The organism is Actinomadura verrucosospora, assembly GCF_039540335.1.
GTDB lineage: Bacteria > Actinomycetota > Actinomycetes > Streptosporangiales > Streptosporangiaceae > Spirillospora > Spirillospora verrucosospora.
On record NZ_BAABEV010000008.1, the window covers coordinates 79,315 to 97,665 of the forward strand.

Sequence of the window (18,351 nt, forward strand, 5' to 3'; positions counted from 1 at the left end):
AGGGGCTCCGACATTCCGGGGCCGCGCGCGGGCGCCGCGGCCCCGGCTCAGGAGGCGGGCAGCGGGAGCCGGGCCCGGACGGCGTAGCCGCCGGCGCGGGGGCCGGCGTCGAAGCTGCCGCCGAGGGCGGTGACGCGCTCGCGCAGCCCCACCAGGCCGTTCCCGCCGGAGGGCAGCCGGTGCTCGGGCCCGGCCGTGGGCGGTTCGTTGGCGATCTCCACCTCGACCGCCTCCGGGAGGAGGCCGAGCTCCACGCGGGTGGCGGCGGCGCCGGCGTGCTTGTGGACGTTGGTGAGGGCCTCCTGCACGAGCCGGTAGACCGTCCGGCCGACGGCGGCGGGCATGGGGCGCTCCTCGCCGCGGATCGTCAGGTCCACGCGCAGGCCCGCGGCGCCGGACTGGCCGACCAGCTCGCGGAGGTGCGCCAGCGTCACCACCTGCTGCGGAAGGGCCTCCTCCCCCTGCCGGAGCACTCCGACGACGTGGCGGAGCTCCTCCAGCGCCTGGCGCCCCATGTCGCCGATGACCGAGGCGGTCTCGGCGGCCCGCGCCGGGTCGCGCACGGCGATCGCCTTCAGCGCGCCCGCGTGGACGACCATCACGCTGATGCGGTTGGCGACCACGTCGTGCATCTCGCGCGCGATGCGGGTGCGTTCCTCCCCCCGGGCGCGCTCCGCGAGCAGGTGCTGCTCGCGTTCGAGCCTCGCCGCGCGTTCCTGGAGCGAGGCCAGGAGCTGCTTGCGCGCGCCCATGTAGAGGCCCAGCAGGACGGGGACCCCGACGAACGCGATCCCGAAGATCGACTGGGCGAGGAAGGACTCCGTCGCCGCGGTCGGGGCCGGGAAGACCAGGCTGGCGACGTAGCCGCCGAGCGCGATCGCCACCACCGTGCGGCGGGACGCGGTGTAGGCGGCGAGCGAGTACAGGACGATCAGGGTGCTGAACGCTCCGGCGCCCGTGACGGTGCCGTAGACCACCGCGAACACGGCCAGCCCGACCGGGTGGGAGCGCCGCACGATCAGGGCCAGGCCGAGCACGACGCTGCAGGCGGACACGACGGGCGGGGGCAGCCAGAACTTCTGGTCGGCGAACCACAGGAAGACGCCGTCGAGCACCGCGAACGACACGGCGATCGCGATGTCGAACGCACGGGAACGCCGGGTGGGCCATGCCCCCGACCACCATCCCCGTACGCGCATGGCGACGAGCCTATAGCGATCGGAAGGGCGCCTGTCTCGCACGCGAGCGAAGCCCTTACCTGCAGGGCTTTCAAAGCGAATGGGCGCTGTGGTTACGATGACCGCGCCGGTCGTGCCGTTCGGGGGGACGACCCTTCAGCGTCCCCGACGCCCCGGCGCCGACAAGGACGGGGAAACCGCACAATGGCCCGATTCGCCGACTGGTTCGGGAAGAACGCCGACGCAGTGATCGCGCTGGTCCTGGCGATCGTCGTGGCGGTGCTCGGCCTCGGGGTGAACCTGCCGAACGAGACCGAAATCACCAACAGCGGGATCCTCGCGGTGATCGGCCTGCTGGCGACGTCGGTGCTGCGCGACCGCGGGCGGCGGATCCCGGTCGAGGCGGAGGTGCGCGACACGCTGCGCGCCTCGTCGGCCACGCTCGGCGAGCTCGACGCCAAGCTGACCCACATCGAGGAGTTCGAGGGCGTCCTGGCCGACACCAAGCGCGCGCTGGACGAGACCACGGTCGTGCGGGTCATCAGCGGGGCGCAGGTGGCGCAGGTCCTGGCGGAGGCCCGCCGCGACACCGACCGGTGGTTCTTCAAGGGCGGGACGGGCACCTACATCCGCGCGCGCACGCTGCCCGAGTGCGTGGCCGCCGCCCGCCGGGAACGGCGGACGCTGCTGTTCCGCCTGGAGATCCTCGACCCCACGAACGTGGAGGTGTGCGAGGCGTACGCGCGCCACCGCCGCTCGGTGTCGGACGGACCGGACGCCACGGGCGAGCCGTGGACGCTGGAGCGCACCCGCAAGGAGGCGTACGCCACGATCCTGGCGGCGTGCTGGCACAAGCAGCGGTTCGCGATGCTCGACATCGACATCGGCCTCGCGCAGACGATGACGACCCTGCGCTACGACCTCGCGTCCTCGCGTGTGGTGGTCACCCGCGACGACCCGCGCGGCGAGGCCCTGGTCGTCGACAGCGCCAAGTTCTACTACAGCTGGGTGAGCGCGGAACTGCAGACCAGCCTCGACCAGGCGCGGCGCGTCCCGGTCGAGCAGGCCAGGCTGGCGCCCCTGGACGACGAGCCGACCGTGGAGGAAGCGCGCAAGCTCTTCGAGGTCATCGGAATCGACCTCGCGCAGGGCTATACCGACCGCGACGTCATCGAGATCATACGAAAGGCCCTGCGGGCCAAGGACCCCTACGAGTGACCCCGCCCGGGTCGGGCGGGGCCGGGGGGACGGCCGGTGCGGAGGGTGTCGGCGAAAGGTGAGGCCGCCGGAGTGAAGTACGAGGAGATCCGCGAGGAGATCCACGCCGGTACCGCGGCGCGGACGCTGCCGGCGTGGGCGGGGCGGATCCTCGGCGGAGCCCTGGAGGACGCCGCGGCGGGCCGCTCCTCCGTTCCCGCGGTGCGGCATCCCCTGGGCTTCCTGTGCCTTCCCCTGGAGCGCAGCGGCGACTTCGGGGTGTGCCTGCACATCTGGACGCCGGAGGTGCGTCCGGCGCCGTCCACCACGTCGCCGGTCCACTGCCACAGCTGGGACCTGCTCAGCTTCGTCCTGTACGGGACGGTCCGGAACGTGCGGATGGACGTCAGCGAGGCTTCCGCAACGGGGACGCAGCAGGTCTTCGAGGTCGTGAGCCAGGGCGACCTGGACGAGCTGAGGGCGACCGGGAGGGCCGTCCACTGCGCCCCCGCCAGGTCCAGCACGCACCGGACCGGGGAGTCGTACACCCTGCCCGCCGGTGTCTTCCACAGCACGCTCATAGAGGACGGGCTGGACGCCGCCACGGTCGCCCTCGGCCGGCAGACCCCAGGCGGGGGCGACCTGTCGCTCGGCCCTCTGGACGTTCCCAGCCACAAGGTGCGCCGCTCGCTTTCCGCCCACGCCGACACCCTGCGGGCCCTGCGGCGCTCGGCCCGCAGGATCGCCGCAGCCCACTGCTCACCGCGCCGGTAGCCGGACGCCGGATCCACCTGGAGAGGCCCGATGAGACCCACGACCCCGTCAGCGGCCCTTCCGGTCGATCTCTCCGAGGCCCGCCGCGTGGCGGTGGAGGCGGCGGAGGCGGCGGGCGCGCTGCTCAGCGCTCGCGTGGACGGCCCTCTCGGCGTGCGGCCGAAGGGCGCGGGCGGGGACGTGGTGACCGAACTGGACACCGCCGCCGAGGATCTGATCGTCGGGCGGCTGCGGGCCGCGTACCCGGGGCACAGGATCATCGCCGAGGAGTCCGGGATCCTCGACGGCGCGCCCGGCGAGGAGATGGTCTGGCTCGTCGACCCGCTGGACGGCACCAACAACGTGGCGATCGGCATGCCGGTGTACGCGGTCGGGCTCGCGTTGTGCGCGCGCGCCGAGCCGGTCCTGGGCGTCGTGCACGACCCGGTGAGCGGCCGGACGTGGTCGGCGGTGCGCGGGCGGGGCGCCCTGGGCCCGGAGGGGCGGCCCCTGACGCTGGCCGACCGCCCCCGGCCGGGGCGGGAGAGGAACCCGCTGCTGGCCTGGACGCAGGGCCACCAGGTCGGCGCGGGCGATCCGGTGGCGTTCGCCATGCGCTCGGCCCTGGAGCTGCGGTGCGCGCGCATGCTGCAACTGTGGGCGCCGCTGGTGGCGTGGACGATGTTGGCGCGCGGCGACATCGACGGCATCGTCGGGTACCTGCCCGAGATCGTGGACCTGCCCGCCGGGATGCTGGTGGCGGCCGAGGCGGGCGCCGAGCTGCGCCGCCTGGACGGCGCCCCGTACGAGCTGGGCATCGACCGCCCGGCGTCCGAGCTGGGCTTCGTGGCGGCGCGTCCCGAACTGCTCGACCGGCTCCTGGAGACCACGGCGAAGATCGACCCGCAGGGCGGGCGCGCCTCCCTCGCCCGGTGAGCCCTTCCCCGGGCGTGCTCAGCCGGTCAGCAGGAGGACTCCGACGGCGGCGGCCGAGCCCGTCACGGCCAGGACCGTCCCCGCCAGGACGAACGTGCGCATCGGCACGCGCACGTCCCAGCGCCGGCACCACTCGAACCACAGCAGCGTGGCCAGCGACCCCCAGGGCGTGATGACGGGCCCCACGTTCGTCCCGACGAGCAGGGACAGCAGCTGGTCCTTGTTCGGGGCGGGCACGGCCGATTCCCCTGCCACGTAGGCGGGGAGGTTGTTGAGGACGTTCGACAGCCCCGCCCCCGAGAACGCCGCCCGGACCGCCCCGGCCGTTCCGCCGTCCTCGCCGATCAGTGCGCGCATGGCGTCGTCCAGCCCGAAACGCTCCAGAGTGGGGACGACGAGGAACAGCCCGGTGACGAACACCATGAGCTGCCAGGGGATGAGAGCGGGGCGCAGCGCCGACCGGTCGCGCACGGCGAAGGCGACCACGGCCACGACGGCGGCGGCGGTCGCGGCGACGCCGAGCTGGATCCCGGTGTGCACGCCGGCGAGGATCGCCCCGATGAACAGCAGGCACGCGGCGCCGGTGGCGGAGAACAGCACCCGGTCCTGGACGGGCGCCGGAGCGGGCGGGTCGTAGGTCTCCTCCCCGCGCATCCGCCGCCGCCAGTAGAAGACCCACAGCAGCACCATGGTCACGGCCAGGACCGCCAGCTGCGGCGCCCACATGCGCGCGGCGAACGCCCGGGTCTCCAGCGCCACGCGGTCGGCGGCGAGCAGGTTGGTCAGGTTGGACACCGGGAGGAGCAGGCTCGCGGTGTTGGCCAGCCACACCGTCGTCATGGCCAGCGGGAGGGTCGCGATCCGCGCGCGCGCCGCAAGGGCCAGCATGACGGGGGTCAGCAGTACGGCGGTCGTGTCCAGGTTGAGGAAGACGGTGGTGAGCGACGCGAACGCCACGCACAGCAGGAACAGCGCGGCGTAGTTGCCGCGGCCGGCCTGGGCCATCCGCTGCGCGATGGCGTCGAAGACCCCTGCCTCCTTGGTCAGCTCCGCCAGGATGATGACGCTGAACAGGAAGAGCAGCAGGGGCGCGATCCGTCCGACGCTGGAGCGGGCCGTGTCGGCGGGCAGCAGGCCGGTGGCGACGAACACCAGACCGAGCCCCAGGACGGCGATGCGGATCCAGTCGAGGACGCCCAGGGAGCCCGCGGCGCGGCGGAGGGCCTCGGTCGGAGGGGGCGGCACGCGCGTCATGATTCCACAGGCGGCCGGATGACTGCGTTCCGGCCGTGCTCCGCGCGATACTGGCGCCATGACGACCCCCGGCCACCCCCAGGAGCGCCCGACCGACTTCTTCATCAGCTACTCGCCGGCCGACGAACGGTGGGCGTCGTGGATCGCCTGGCAGCTGGAGGCCGCCGGGCACCGCACGATGATGCAGGCGTGGGACTTCGTGCCCGGGACCAACTTCATCGACTACATGGACCGGGGCCTGTCGGAGGCCAAGGTCGTGGTGGCGGTGCTGTCGCGCAACTACCTGCGCTCGCGGTACGGGCGGATGGAGTGGATGGCGGCGCTGCGGGCCGACCCGGACGACCCGGCGCGCAAGCTGGTCACGGTCCGCATCGAGGACTGCCCGATCGACGGCCTGCTCTCCACGATCACCTACGTGGACCTGGTGGGGGTGGACGACCCGGACGAGGCGCGGCGGCTGCTGACGCGCCGGATCCAGGAGGCCCTCGCCGGCCACGCGCGCCCCCTCGACGGCCCTGGCTTCCCCGGAGCCGGGCAGAACCGCCCCGGGCCGCTTCCCGGTGGCCGGGAACCGCTGATAGGCCGTCTGGAGGAGACTGACGGACCCGGAGGCGGGGGCGGGGGCGGAGGCGGCCGGCCCGGGCCGGCCGGAGAGCGGCCCGCCCGGCGGGCGCCCGTCGCCGCGCCCGCGTTCCCCGCGGCCGACACCGGGCACGAGCCGCGCGAGCACCTGACCGTCCTGCACGTCTCCGGTCCCCGCTTCGGCCGGACGCTGGCCGAGCCCGGCGAGCCGACCACCGCGGTGGAGCTGCAGGACCGGATCTGGAGCGACGTGACGCGGCTGGCCGACGCCGGAGTGCCGCGGCCCGACCTGCTCGTCGTCACCGGGAACCTCACCCACTCGGGAAGCCGCAAGGAGTTCGCCGAGGCGCTGTCGTTCCTGACGAGCCTGCGCGCGCTGCTGGGGCTGGAGGCGCAGCGCGTCGTGGTGGTGCCCGGCACCCACGACGTCACCCGCGCGGCCTGCCAGGCGTACTTCTCCAGCTGCGAGGCCGACGACATCGAGCCGCAGCCGCCGTACTGGCCCAAGTGGCGGCACTACGCGGGCCTGTTCAAGGAGTTCTACCAGGGCATCGACGCGCTCATCTTCGACAGCGCCCAGCCGTGGACGCTGTTCCCCGTCCCCGACCTGAAGGTCGTGGTGGCGGGGCTCAACTCGACGCTGCCGCAGTCCCACCGCGAGGAGGACCGCTACGGGCGCGTCGGCCAGGCGCAGGCCGCCTGGTTCAACCAGCGGCTGCGGCACTTCGAGGACGAGGGCTGGCTTCGCCTCGGCGCCGTCGAGCACACGCCCATCGCGGGCGAGCCGGGCGCGCTGCGCGATCCCGAGACGGTGGAGACGCTCCTCGCCGCCCACATCAACCTGTTCTTCCAGGGGACCGAGTCGGAGTACGGCGCCGTCCCCGTGCTGGCCACCGGCGACGTCCCGTGCGTCCCGGCGCTGGGCCCCGGCCGGCACCAGCTCGTCGTCGTGCGCGGTGACGGGCTGGAGCGCTGGATCCCCGAGGACGCCGCCAGGCGCGGCCCGGAACGCCTCGAACGGTCCTGGACGGCCGTGGGCGGAACGTTCCCGCCGCCCCTCGCGCAGACCCCTCCCGCGCCTCCCTCCCCCGAACTCGGGCCCGGCGGCGACGGCACCGCCGACCCCGTCCCCGATCCCACGGGGCGCCTGCTCGACCGCCTGACGGAGGCGTGCGAGACGCGCTTCGAGCGCGCCACCATCCGGCGCGTCGTCCCGCCCGCGCGCGAGGACGGCCGCTCCGACCCGCCGCACCTCCTGCTCACCCACCTGGAGGACGGCTTCGTGCGCCAGTACCGCATCGGCGCCCACGTGGGGCAGGTGACCGAGGCGGACGTGGACGCGTTCGTCCGGCACGTGCACGCCGACGGCACCGACCACGGCTCGGAACTGGTGTACCTGGGGCCGGCCCCGGCCCGGTCCCTGCGCGACGACGCGCTGCGCCGCGGCATCCGGGTGCGCAGCCTCACCGAGTTCCAGGGCCTGGTCGACCTGTCGGAGTACGTCGCGGCCCAGACGGGGCGGCTGTCCGCGGGCGGGCTCTACCCGCCGGCCCTGTACGTCCCCCAGCGCTACCGGGAACTCGACCGGTTCCTCCCGGAGAGCGGCCCCGGCGACGGGCGCCGGTCGGGCGCGGACGTCCACGACGACGTGGTCGGCGAGATGCTGCGGCTGCTGGCCGCCGACCACGGGCGGTTCCTGCTGCTGCTCGGCGACTTCGGCCGCGGCAAGACCTTCGCCCTGCGGGAGCTGGCCCGCCGCATCCCGGAGGAGCTGCCGCACGTCGTCCCGATCCTCATCGAGCTGCGGGCGCTCGACAAGGCGCACTCCGTGGACGGCCTGGTCGCCGCGCACCTGGCCAACCACGGCGAGGAGCTGATCGACCTCAAGGCGTTCCACTACATGCTCCGCCAGGGCCGCATCGTCCTGCTCTTCGACGGGTTCGACGAGCTGGTGACGCGGATGACCTACGACCGGGCCGCCGACCACCTCGACACGCTGCTGCAGGCCGCCCAGGACAAGGCGAAGATCGTGGTGGCGAGCCGGACGCAGCACTTCAAGTCCCAGGCGCAGGTGCTCACCGCCCTCGGCGAGAAGGTCGGCGTCCTGCCGCACCGCCGCGTCCTCTCCCTGGAGGAGTTCACGCCCCCGCAGGTCCGCTCGTACCTGGTGAACCGGTACGGCGACGAGGACGCCGCCGAGGACCGGCTGACCCTGCTGGCCGGGATCGAGGAGCTGCTGGCGCTCACGTCCAACCCGCGGATGCTGTCGTTCATCGCCGACCTGCCCGAGGAGCGGCTGCGCGCGGTCGCGCAGGCACGCCGCGCCGTCAGCCCCGCCGACCTCTACCAGGAGATCCTGTCGTCCTGGCTCGCGTACGAGGCCGAGCGGGTCGGCGGCGCGGGCGGCCCGTCCGGGCTGGAGGTCGACGACATGTGGCAGGCCGTAGGGACGCTCGCGCTGCGGCTGTGGGAGGGCAACGAGCAGTTCCTGCGGCTCGCCGAGCTGGCCGACGTCGCCGACGCCCTCACCGGGCTCGCCGGGGGACGGATGTCGCCGCACCAGGTGACCCACGCCGTCGGCGCCGGGAGCCTGCTCGTGCGCACCCCCGAAGGCCTGTTCGGCTTCATCCACACGTCCGTCATGGAGTGGCTCGTCGCCCGGCACATCGCGGACGAGTTCGCCAAGGGCGAGGAACCGGCCGCCCTCGGCCGCCGCGCCCTGACCCAGCTCGCCGTCGACTTCCTCTGCGACCTCGCCGACACCCGCGCCTGCCAGGAATGGACGGCCCGGGTGCTCGCCGACCCCGAGGCCGACGACATCGCCCGCGCCAACGCGATCCGCATCACGACGCGGCTGCGCACCCCCGCCCACACCGACCTGCGCGGCGCCCGCCTGCAGGGCGAGGACCTGTCCTACCGCGACCTCCAGGAGGTCGACCTCACCGGCGCCGACCTCACCGACGCCCAGCTCGTGGGCGCGAACCTCTCGCGCGCCGTCCTGCGCGACGCCTCGCTCGCCGGGGCGCGCCTGGACGAGGCCACCCTGACCGGCGCCGACCTGCGCGGCGCCGACCTGTCCCGGGCCCGCCTCGCCCGCGCCGACCTGCGGGACGTCGCCGTCGAGGGCAGCCGCTGGACCCGCGCCGCCCTCGTCGACGCCGCGCTCCCCGACCGCGTCGCGGCCGCCCCCGAACTGCGCGAGGCGGCGATCGCGCCGGGCCGCCCGATCGACATCCAGGTCGCGCCGGCCGCGGTGGGCGTCCCCTACGGCTTCCACTTCCAGACCAGCCGCCTCCCCCAGCCGCTCGCCTACAGCCCCGCGGGCTCCGTCCTGGCCATCGGCAGCGAGGACGGCGGCGTCCTCGTCTGCGACGCCGTCACGGGCACGCCGCTGCGCAACCTCCAGGGCCACACCGACCGCGCCTACGCGGTCGCCTTCGACGGCGCGGGCGGCCTCCTGGCGAGCGGGTCCGCCGACGGCTCCGTCCGCCTGTGGGACCTCGCCACCGGCCACACCGCGCACACCTTCGCCGTCCACCCCGACGGCGTGTGGCCCCTGGTCGTCGGGGGACGCTCCCCCGCGGGCGGCGACCTCGTCGCCGCCGGCGCCGCCGACGGGACCCTCCGGGTGTGGGACACCGTGTCCGGCCGGCTCCTGCACGAGCTGCCCGGGCACACCGCCCCCGTCTACACCGCCGTGTTCGACCCCGCAGGCTCGCTCATGGTCACCGGTGACGCGGGCGGCACGCTGCGCGTCTGGGACCTCGCCACCGGCGCGCTGCGCCGGGAGCTGGCCGGCCACCACGGCGCGGTGTTCCGCGCCGTGTTCCACCCTGACGGCTCCCTGCTCGCCGCCGGGGACGAGGCGGGCGTCGTCCGGCTCTGGGACATCCGCACCGGCGAGATCCGCCAGGAGCTCCTCGGCCACACCGGCCGCGTCTACGCCATCGCGTTCCACCCGGACGGGGCCCTCCTGGTCACCGGCGACACCGACGGGTCCGTCCGCATCTGGGAGGACGGACGGCAGCGCGGCGCCCTCACCGGCCACGGCGGAGGCATCTACCAGGCCGGCTTCAGCCCGGACGGCGGCCGCCTCGCCACCGCCGACAGCGCCGGGTCCGTCCGCCTGTGGGACCCGCTCACCGGCCGGCAGCGCCTCGAACTGGCCGGGCACCGCGGCGCCGTGTGGCCGTTCGCGTTCCGCCCGGACGGCTCCCAGCTCGCCACCAGCAGCAACGACGGCACGGCGCGGCTGTGGGACGCCGAGACCGGGCAGTGCCGCGTCGTGCTGCGCGGCCACGGCCGCCGCATCACCGGCGTGGCGTTCAGTCCCGACGGCGGCATGCTCGCCGCCAGCGGCAACGACGGCCTCGTCCGGCTCTGGGACCCGCGCACCGGCCGGATGATCCGCGAGCTGCGCGGCGTCGCCGACAACCTCACCTCCGCGGCGTTCAACACCCGCGACTCGCAGCTCGCCACCGCCACCAACGACGGCGGCGTCCACCTGTGGCAGGCCGGGACGGGCACGTTCGAACGCGAACTGAACGTCGAGACCGACCACGTCTGGGCGCAGGCGTTCGCGCCTTCCGGGGACGTCCTCGCCACCGCCAACGACGACGACTCCGTCCGGCTCTGGTACTGGACGAGCGGCCGCGAGATCGTCAACCTCGCCGACCACCGGGGCCGCGTCCGCTCCATCGACTTCCAGCCCGGCGGCGCCCTGGTCGCCACCGGCTGCGACGACGGCGTCGTCCGCCTCTGGAGCCCCAGCACGGGCGAACTCTCCGCCGCGCTGCGGGGCCACGGCGACCGCGTGTACCAGGTGTCGTTCTCACCGTCCGGGGAGACGCTCGCCAGCGCCGGCAACGACGGCACCGTCCGCCTCTGGGACCCGTCCACCGGCGACCTCCTGCACACCCTCACCGAGCACACCGGGCGCCTGTGGACGACCGCGTTCCACCCGTCCGGGGCGATGCTCGCCAGCGCGGGCGACGACCTCGTCGTGCGCCTCTGGGACCCGTCCGACGGGCGGCTGCTGCACACCCTCACCGGCCACACCCGCCGCGTCTGGTCCGCGGCGTTCAGCCCGGACGGCTCCCTGCTCGCCACCGCGGGCGACGACGGCGCCGTCATCCTGTGGGACGTCACCGACCGCACCGCCCCCGCGCGCCGCGCCACCCTCCTCGGCCTGGCCGAGGGCTGGGCCGCCCTGGCCCCCGACGGACGCTACAAGTGGGAGGGCAACGCCACCGCCGAGTTCTGGTACGCCGTGGGCCTGTGCCGCTTCGAGCCGGGCGAGCTCGACGCCTACCTCCCCGAGGTCCGCCGCCTCCCCCTCGACGCCCCGTTCTAGGGGGCGGCGCGGCCGGTGAGCGAGGCCCAGAGCGCGTCGACCTGGGTCTTCAGGTCGGCGAGGGTGCCGGAGTTGTCGATGACGTGGGTGGCGACGGCGCGGCGGTCGGCGCGGGACGCCTGCGCGGCCATGCGGGCGCGGGCGTCCTCCTCCGTCATGCCGCGGCGGGCGACGAGGCGGTCGAGCTGGACCTCCTCGGGCGCGTCCACGACGACGACCTCGTCGTACATGCCGGCCAGGCCGTTCTCCGCCAGGAGGGGGACGTCGTAGACGACGACCGCGTCCGCGGGGGCGGCGTCCATCAGCTCCTGCATCCGCTCCCCCACCAGCGGGTGGACGATCGCGTTCAGGGCGGCGAGCCGGTCCGGGTCGGCGAACACGATGCGGCCGACCTTCTCCCGGTCGAGGGCGCCGTCCGGGAGCAGCACGTCCTCGCCGAACTCCGCCACCACGGCGGCGAGACCCGGGGTGCCCGGCTCGACCACCTCGCGGGCGATCCTGTCGGCGTCGATGACGACCGCGCCGTGACCGCGGAGCCGCCTCGACACCTCGCTCTTGCCCGAACCGATCCCGCCGGTGAGTCCCACTTTCAGCACGGGACTCACCCTAGCGGCGCGGCGGGCGAGGGGTTCCGGCGGCTAGGCGGTCCCGGCGGGGACGAGTGTCTTGCGCATGTGGACGAGGGTGAGGTGCGCGGCGACGCGCTCCCGGTGCGTCTCGGAGTAGCCGAGCCGCCGGTACAGGCGCACGTTCGCCTCGCTGAGGTGGCCGGTGAACAGCACGCACGCGTCGGCGCGCCCGGCGATCTCGTCCTCCAGCTCCGTCATCAGGCGCCGCCCGAGGCCGCGGCGCTGCAGGTCGGGGGCCACGACGAGCCGCCCGACCAGGCACGTGCGGTCGCTGAACTGGGCGCGGACGGCGCCGACGAGGCGGCCGTCCATGACCGCCTTCAGGACCACGGCGTCCCCGGCCAGCACCTTGCGCAACTGCTCGGCCGACTCCACCAGCGGGGGGATGAACGGGTCGCCGTACAGCTGGGCCTCCGTGACGTAGGCGGCCCGCTGCACGGTCATCATCTCCCCCGCGTCCGCAGGGGCCGCCCGCTCGATCGCGACCGTCTCAGCGCTCATGCGCCGTCACCTCGCGGGCAGCCGCCCCCTCGCGCCCCCCGGTTCGCTTCACTCATGTCCCGACCCTAGGGGCAGGCGCCGCCCGCGTCCGCTCACCGGCCGATCCGGACGGTCACCGCGACCGGGTAGTGGTCGGAGGCGTCGGACTCGGGCACGTCGTAGTCGGTGACGAGCACGCCGTCCGACCCGAAGACCCAGTCGGTGCTGGTGCCGTCGGACCTGGTCGGGTACTGCTCGCCGCCGATCGCGGTGTTGCGCAGGTCGGTGCCGTCGGTCATCGCGGTCAGCTCCGGGCTGCCCGGGCCCGCGTTGAAGTCGCCGCCGATGATCGTGCGGGGCGCGCCGCCCCACGCCCGCAGCAGCGCCGCGATCTCCCGGGCCCGCTCGCCGCCCCGGTCGTCGCCGCCCTCCAGGTGCGTCGACCACACGTCCACCGTGGTCGGGCCGACGGCGAGCCGCGCCCACACGTAGCCGCGGATCTGCGACCAGTCGCCCTTCGGCATCCGGCCCGTCCCGGAGCTGCGCACCGGGAGCGACGTCAGGATCGCGTTGCCGAACTGGCCGTCGGCGGCGGGCCCCCAGATCAGCTTCATGCCGAGGCGCCGCGACAGCCACACGGCGACGTCGCTGGTGCCGGACAGCAGCGACCCGCGCCCGGCCTCCTGCAGCAGGACGACCTGCGCGCGCTGCCCCTCGATGACGCGGGCGACGCCCTCCGGGTCGAGGCGGCCGGACTGGTTGACCGCGTCGTGGATGTTGTAGCTGAGCACCCGCACCTGCCCCGCGGCGGGCGCCGCCGGGGCCTCGCCGTCCGGCGCGGCCACGGTGAACACGAGGGTGCCGGCCAGCAGCACCAGCGCGGCGGCGCCGGCGGTGAGGGCCCGCAGCGGGGCACGGGCCGGCAGCGGACCGCCGCGCGCCGCGGCGATCGCCGCGAGCGCGCCGAGCAGGATGCCGGCGAGGCCGGGCAGCAGGTTGTTCGGAACCGGCAGCGGCGAGACCGCGCTGACCTGGTACGGGATGAGGATCGCGGCGACGAGCAGGCCGCCGAGCGCGGCGCCGGCGTCCACCCGCCAGACGGGCCCGCCGGTCCCGGCGCGGCGCAGCGGCGCGCGGCACGCCACGGCGAGCAGCCACGCCGACAGCACCTGCCCGACGATCACGACGGGGACGACCTCGATGCCGGAGACCGCGTACGTCCCGGCGACGGCGCCCGCGCCGACGCCGAGGACCGTCCCGCCGAGCACGCACACGCCGCCCGGCACGGCCCGCACGGCGAGCCCGGAGGCCAGGAACGCCAGCGCGAGGCCCTGGCCGATCACGATCGCGACGTGCGCGCCGGTCAGCGACTGCCACCCCGACGAGGCCACGAACGCGGGGCTGGCGAGGACGAGGATCTGCAGCGCGAGGAACGGCCCGAACGCCGCGGCGCCGAGCGCGTCCCGCCAGGACACGCCGGGCGCGGTGACGGGTCCCGACGCCAGCTCGCGGTAGAGCGCGGCGGCGCCGACGCCGACGAACGCCAGGCAGGCCAGCCAGGGGCCGATGCCGTCGCGCCACACCGGGTCCCAGGTGGCGAAGCACATCCGCACGGCGCCGTCGATGGACAGGCCCGCGACGGTGGCGGTGGCGAAGCCGACCCCCGACAGGCCGCGGGCGCCCTCGTACAGCGCCGCGACGGCGATCATGCCGATGGCGGTGCCGGCGAACGCGAGCCAGGTGCGGGGGTCGAGCGCCTGGGCGAGGAGCCGGACGGCGAACAGCCCGCCGACGCCGGCGAGCAGCAGCCCGCGCGGGCCGGCGAAGCGGCGGATGAGCGGGGCGGCGAACCCGGCGAGGTAGACCGCGAGCACCGCGCCGGCGGCGGCCGCGGTCCCGGCCTCGTCGGCGAAGTGGTCGAGCTGCGGCAGCGAGAACCGCAGCGTCTGCGCGAGCACCGCGACGGTCACGGCGATCAGCGCGAGTCTGGCGGGGCCCTGCGGGACGATCGGGGGGCCGGCCGCGGCCGGGCCGCCGGTCCTGGTGCCTACGTCTGTGCTGGCCAATTGAACGACTGCTCCCGGGGGACGAGCGGACCTTCGGGACGTGCGGATGCTGCGGAGCGCCGCGGACCGGCGCGTGCCATCAGGGTCATGGTGGCGCAACCGCAGCACGGCCGGAGGCCGATCTCGAAAGATCGTTCTCCGGCCGTGTTCAGGGTCTCACCGGCCGCCGCGCGCGAGCCGCCGGGGCGGCCGCGCGCGGACGGCGCGTCGGCTGGGCGTCACTGCCCGCCGGAGAGCTTCTCCCGCAGTGCGGCGAGCGCCTCGTCGGTGGCCAGGGCGCCACCGCCGGACTCGCTCTCGCCGCCGCCGGAGTAGGAGGTCTCGCCGCCACCGCCGCCGCCGCCCGTGGGCTCGGCACCGGCCTCCGCCTCGGCCTTGCGGGCCTCCTCGATCTGCTTGCGGTGGGCGTCGAAGCGGGAGCGGGCCTCGGCGTACTGCCGCTCCCAGGTCTCACGCTGCTCGTCGAAGCCCTCGAGCCATTCGCCGGTGTCGGCGTCGAAGCCCTCGGGGTACTTGTAGTTCCCCTGGTCGTCGTACTCGGCCGGCATGCCGTACAGGGTCGGGTCGAAGTCCTCTTCCTCGATCCCCGCGGCGCCCTCGTTGGCCTGCTTGAGCGACAGGCTGATCCGGCGCCGGTCGAGGTCGATGTCGATGATCTTCACGAAGATCTCGTCGCCGACCTGGACGACCTGCTCGGGGATCTCCACGTGCCGCTCGGCCAGCTCGGAGATGTGCACCAGGCCCTCGATGCCCTCCTCGACGCGGACGAACGCGCCGAACGGCACCAGCTTGGTGACGCGGCCCGGGACGACCTGCCCGATCTGGTGGGTGCGGGCGAACTGCTGCCACGGGTCTTCCTGGGTCGCCTTGAGCGACAGGGAGACGCGCTCGCGCTCCATGTCGACGTCCAGGACCTCGACCGTGACCTCCTGGCCGACCTCGACGACCTCGGAGGGGTGGTCGATGTGCTTCCAGGACAGCTCGGAGACGTGGACCAGACCGTCGACGCCGCCGAGGTCGACGAACGCGCCGAAGTTGACGATCGAGGACACGACGCCCTTGCGGACCTGGCCCTTCTGCAGCGTGTTGAGGAAGGTCTGGCGGACCTCGCTCTGCGTCTGCTCCAGCCAGGCGCGGCGGGACAGGACCACGTTGTTGCGGTTCTTGTCCAGCTCGATGATCTTGGCCTCGAGCTCGCGCCCGACGTAGGGCTGAAGGTCGCGGACCCGGCGCATCTCGACCAGCGAGGCGGGCAGGAAGCCGCGCAGCCCGATGTCGAGGATGAGACCGCCCTTGACGACCTCGATGACCGTGCCGGTGACGATGCCGTCCTCGTCCTTGATCTTCTCGATCGTGCCCCAGGCGCGCTCGTACTGGGCGCGCTTCTTGGACAGGATCAGCCGGCCTTCCTTGTCCTCCTTCTGGAGGACGAGGGCCTCGACGTGGTCTCCGGTGGAGACGACCTCGTTCGGGTCGACGTCGTGCTTGATGGACAGCTCACGCGAGGGGATGACGCCCTCGGTCTTGTAGCCGATGTCGAGGAGGACCTCGTCACGATCGACCTTGACGACAGTGCCTTCGACAATGTCGCCGTCGTTGAAGTACTTGATGGTCTCATCGATCGCGGCGAGGAAGGCTTCCTCGGACCCGATGTCGTTGACCGCTACCTGCGGGGTGGTCGAGGTGGCCTCGGTGCTGCTCGTCATGTGTCGGCTGGCTCCGGTACGGACATGGAAGTCGTGATGGGCATGTGCGCGGAGGGCCGTTATCCGCCCTGCCGAAGACCGGAAGGGAACGCGGACAACCGCCGCGTCAGTGAACCGAACCGATGTCGCCGACCTGACCGAGCGCGAGCCTGCTCCGTCCGAAGCGCGCGCAGGCCCACAGCGCAGCGATCAGGATATGGGACCGAAGTCCCCGGGTCAATCCGGCTGGCGGCGCCGCGATCAGTACATCCGCGCGTAGGCCCGGTACTGCTTGGCGATCCGGTCCTCGGACGCCTTGGGAAACGTCACGGTGTTCGGGTCTCCGTCAGAGGTGTACCGCTCGCCGGGGTTCTTGTCCAGGTACTCCAGCCACGCCGTGGAGCAGTACTTGGTGCAGTCGTTCTCCTTGATCTTGCCCTCGGACCGCACCCGGTCGATGTTCCACCGGTCGAAGTCGGCGTCGAACGGCGAGAGCGACGGCCGCCACCCGGCCAGGAAGATCCCCTGGAAGGCGTACCGGCCGTCCTGCTTCTCGGCCCACGCCTTCTTCTTCGGGACGGCCCCGAACGGATACGCGAACGTGGTCGCGTGCGTCCCGGTGAGCCGGACGATCCGGTCCTCCATGTCCCCGATCTCCTTGTGCACGCCCTTCTCGGACATGCCGGTCAGGCTCGGGTGGGACACGGTGTGGTTGCCGAGCTCGAACCCGTGCTGCCGGAGCCATCCGAGCCCCGCGGCGGCCCGCGTCTCGTCCATCCCGAACAGCTCCTTGTTCAGGTAGAACGTCGCGACCGGCCGGAACCCCGGGTTCTCCCGCGCGACCTGCTCGATGACCGCCACGGCCGTGTCGGGCGCCGGGTTGCCCTGCGGGTCGAGCCCGAAGTGCCCGGGCGTGCTGTCGTCGAACGTCAGCACCACGGGATGCTTGCCCGCCGGCACGTCGATCCGCCCGCTGACGAACTCCGCCGCCGTGATCGGGTAGTAGCCGTCCTTGGCGAGCCCGGTCAGCTCGTCGTACAGCTCCTTGCTCGACCGGTCCAGCGACAGCTCGGGCTTCTTCATGATCCGGTGGTACATCAGCACCGGGATCTGCCCCAGCTCGTTGGCCTTGACCGCGACCGCCCCGGCCGCCGCCGCGGCGATGGGCGTGGACACCGCCACCGAAGGCGTCGCACTCCCCGAGGCTCCGGGCGCCCCGGGTACCGGCGCGAGCCCGGCCTTGGCGGCTCTCGCGGTGGCCGTCGCCTCGGAAGCGGCCCCGGCCCGCCGGGCCACGTTCTCCTTGCGATGTTCCTTGCGCCCCCCGGGAAGCGTCAGCCCCAGGACAACGGCACAGACGACCACAACTCCAGCAATCTTGTGAAGGAGAGGCACAGTTCCCCCGCCGGTAGACCCGAACAGGACCAGGGGGACAGCGTACGACCCCCCGGACATCTACGGACACCCACCGACCTACCCGAATGATCCCCACGCACCACCCCCACCAGGCCCCACAGAGAATCAAGTCCGAAAACCCCCGGTAAAACCCACCCACCCCCGAAAAACAACACCCCCGCCACAAAACCCACCCACCCCGCAACCCAACCACCACAAACCGGCGCAAATAGCCCAACAAAGGCACGCCCACGCCCGATGGCCCAAACCGCCGCCCAGCCAAACCCCACAACCCCGACAGATGGCGAAAGACCAAAGCCCGCGCCCACGGCACCCGACGACCCCGCAACGCGAGAAGCCAACGCCGGCGACAACGCGCCCCCACCCCGAACAGCCAACCGAAGCGCCCCACCGCACCCATCGGAGAGAGCATCCAAGCCAGCCCCCCGACTCCCGCAGAACGTCCATGAGGGCAAAGCCAGGCGCCCGCCTACCCCCGCTCGGGCCTGGAGCGAACCGAGGCGACGCCGACGGTCACCCGCAAGGCCCGACGCCAACGGGCCCTCGGGACCCGAGGGAGCAGAGCACGGCAACAGCCAGCGCAACGACCTCAACCGCAACCGCAACCACGCAACAACCTCAATGGGCGCGATCGCGTCCGAAGGCAGATCCGAGCGAAGCAAGGATCTGATCGCGCAGCGAGCCGCAAGGCGAGACGAAGCGATGCCAGCGATCGCCCGCAGTGCCCGACGACGGAGGGCCGCCAAGCCCGAAAGAGGACAGCACTGCAAAAAACACAGCGCAACAACCCCAGCCACCGCCGCAACCACGCAACAGCCTCAA

Annotated in this window: 11 protein-coding genes; 4 read left to right on the forward strand and 7 right to left on the reverse strand. The window is 73.6% G+C overall.

Features of this window, described 5'->3' with window-relative positions; genetic code table 11:
- Positions 1–47: 47 nt before the first annotated feature.
- On the reverse strand, positions 48–1,199 hold the full coding sequence (locus ABD944_RS11945; RefSeq protein ID WP_345175344.1) for a sensor histidine kinase: 1,152 nt from the start codon (positions 1,197–1,199) through the stop codon (positions 48–50).
- Positions 1,200–1,382: 183 nt separating this feature from the next.
- On the opposite strand from ABD944_RS11945, the gene ABD944_RS11950 reads away from it, so the two are divergent.
- From ABD944_RS11950 to ABD944_RS11960, 3 genes are read left to right on the forward strand one after another with little or no spacing between them, the layout of a single operon-like run.
- The gene (locus tag ABD944_RS11950; RefSeq protein WP_345175345.1) at positions 1,383–2,396 is read left to right on the forward strand and encodes a hypothetical protein; all 1,014 of its coding nucleotides are present in this window, start codon (positions 1,383–1,385) and stop codon (positions 2,394–2,396) included.
- A 45-nt stretch (positions 2,397–2,441) separates the two neighbouring features.
- Complete coding sequence (locus tag ABD944_RS11955) at positions 2,442–3,149, forward strand: hypothetical protein (protein WP_345175348.1); 708 nt, start codon at positions 2,442–2,444, stop codon at positions 3,147–3,149.
- 30 nt (positions 3,150–3,179) lie between these two features.
- Positions 3,180–4,064, forward strand: coding sequence for an inositol monophosphatase family protein (locus ABD944_RS11960; protein WP_345175350.1), 885 nt, complete (start codon positions 3,180–3,182; stop codon positions 4,062–4,064).
- Positions 4,065–4,082: 18 nt separating this feature from the next.
- Here the strand turns inward: ABD944_RS11960 and ABD944_RS11965 are convergent, their stop codons facing one another.
- The gene (locus ABD944_RS11965; protein WP_345175352.1) at positions 4,083–5,309 is read right to left on the reverse strand and encodes an ArsB/NhaD family transporter; all 1,227 of its coding nucleotides are present in this window, start codon (positions 5,307–5,309) and stop codon (positions 4,083–4,085) included.
- A 67-nt stretch (positions 5,310–5,376) separates the two neighbouring features.
- On the opposite strand from ABD944_RS11965, the gene ABD944_RS11970 reads away from it, so the two are divergent.
- Positions 5,377–11,253, forward strand: coding sequence for a WD40 domain-containing protein (locus ABD944_RS11970; RefSeq protein WP_345175354.1), 5,877 nt, complete (start codon positions 5,377–5,379; stop codon positions 11,251–11,253).
- Here the strand turns inward: ABD944_RS11970 and coaE are convergent.
- The 5 genes from coaE to ABD944_RS11995 all read right to left on the reverse strand — a co-directional run bounded on the left by coaE (position 11,250) and on the right by ABD944_RS11995 (position 17,295).
- On the reverse strand, positions 11,250–11,849 hold the full coding sequence (gene coaE, locus ABD944_RS11975) for a dephospho-CoA kinase (protein WP_345175357.1): 600 nt from the start codon (positions 11,847–11,849) through the stop codon (positions 11,250–11,252). The two genes, ABD944_RS11970 and coaE, sit on opposite strands and share 4 nt — an antisense overlap.
- A 42-nt stretch (positions 11,850–11,891) precedes the next feature.
- On the reverse strand, positions 11,892–12,383 hold the full coding sequence (locus tag ABD944_RS11980) for a GNAT family N-acetyltransferase (RefSeq protein WP_345175358.1): 492 nt from the start codon (positions 12,381–12,383) through the stop codon (positions 11,892–11,894).
- 92 nt (positions 12,384–12,475) lie between these two features.
- The gene (locus ABD944_RS11985) at positions 12,476–14,428 is read right to left on the reverse strand and encodes an endonuclease/exonuclease/phosphatase family protein (RefSeq protein ID WP_345175359.1); all 1,953 of its coding nucleotides are present in this window, start codon (positions 14,426–14,428) and stop codon (positions 12,476–12,478) included.
- Positions 14,429–14,646: 218 nt separating this feature from the next.
- Positions 14,647–16,134: a 30S ribosomal protein S1 gene (rpsA, locus tag ABD944_RS11990; RefSeq protein ID WP_345175361.1), complete on the reverse strand. Its 1,488-nt coding sequence runs from the start codon at positions 16,132–16,134 to the stop codon at positions 14,647–14,649.
- Between the two features lie 240 nt (positions 16,135–16,374).
- Positions 16,375–17,295 (reverse strand): polysaccharide deacetylase family protein, encoded by a 921-nt coding sequence (locus tag ABD944_RS11995; protein WP_345175364.1) that lies wholly within the window; start codon positions 17,293–17,295, stop codon positions 16,375–16,377.
- Positions 17,296–18,351 lie beyond the last annotated feature (1,056 nt).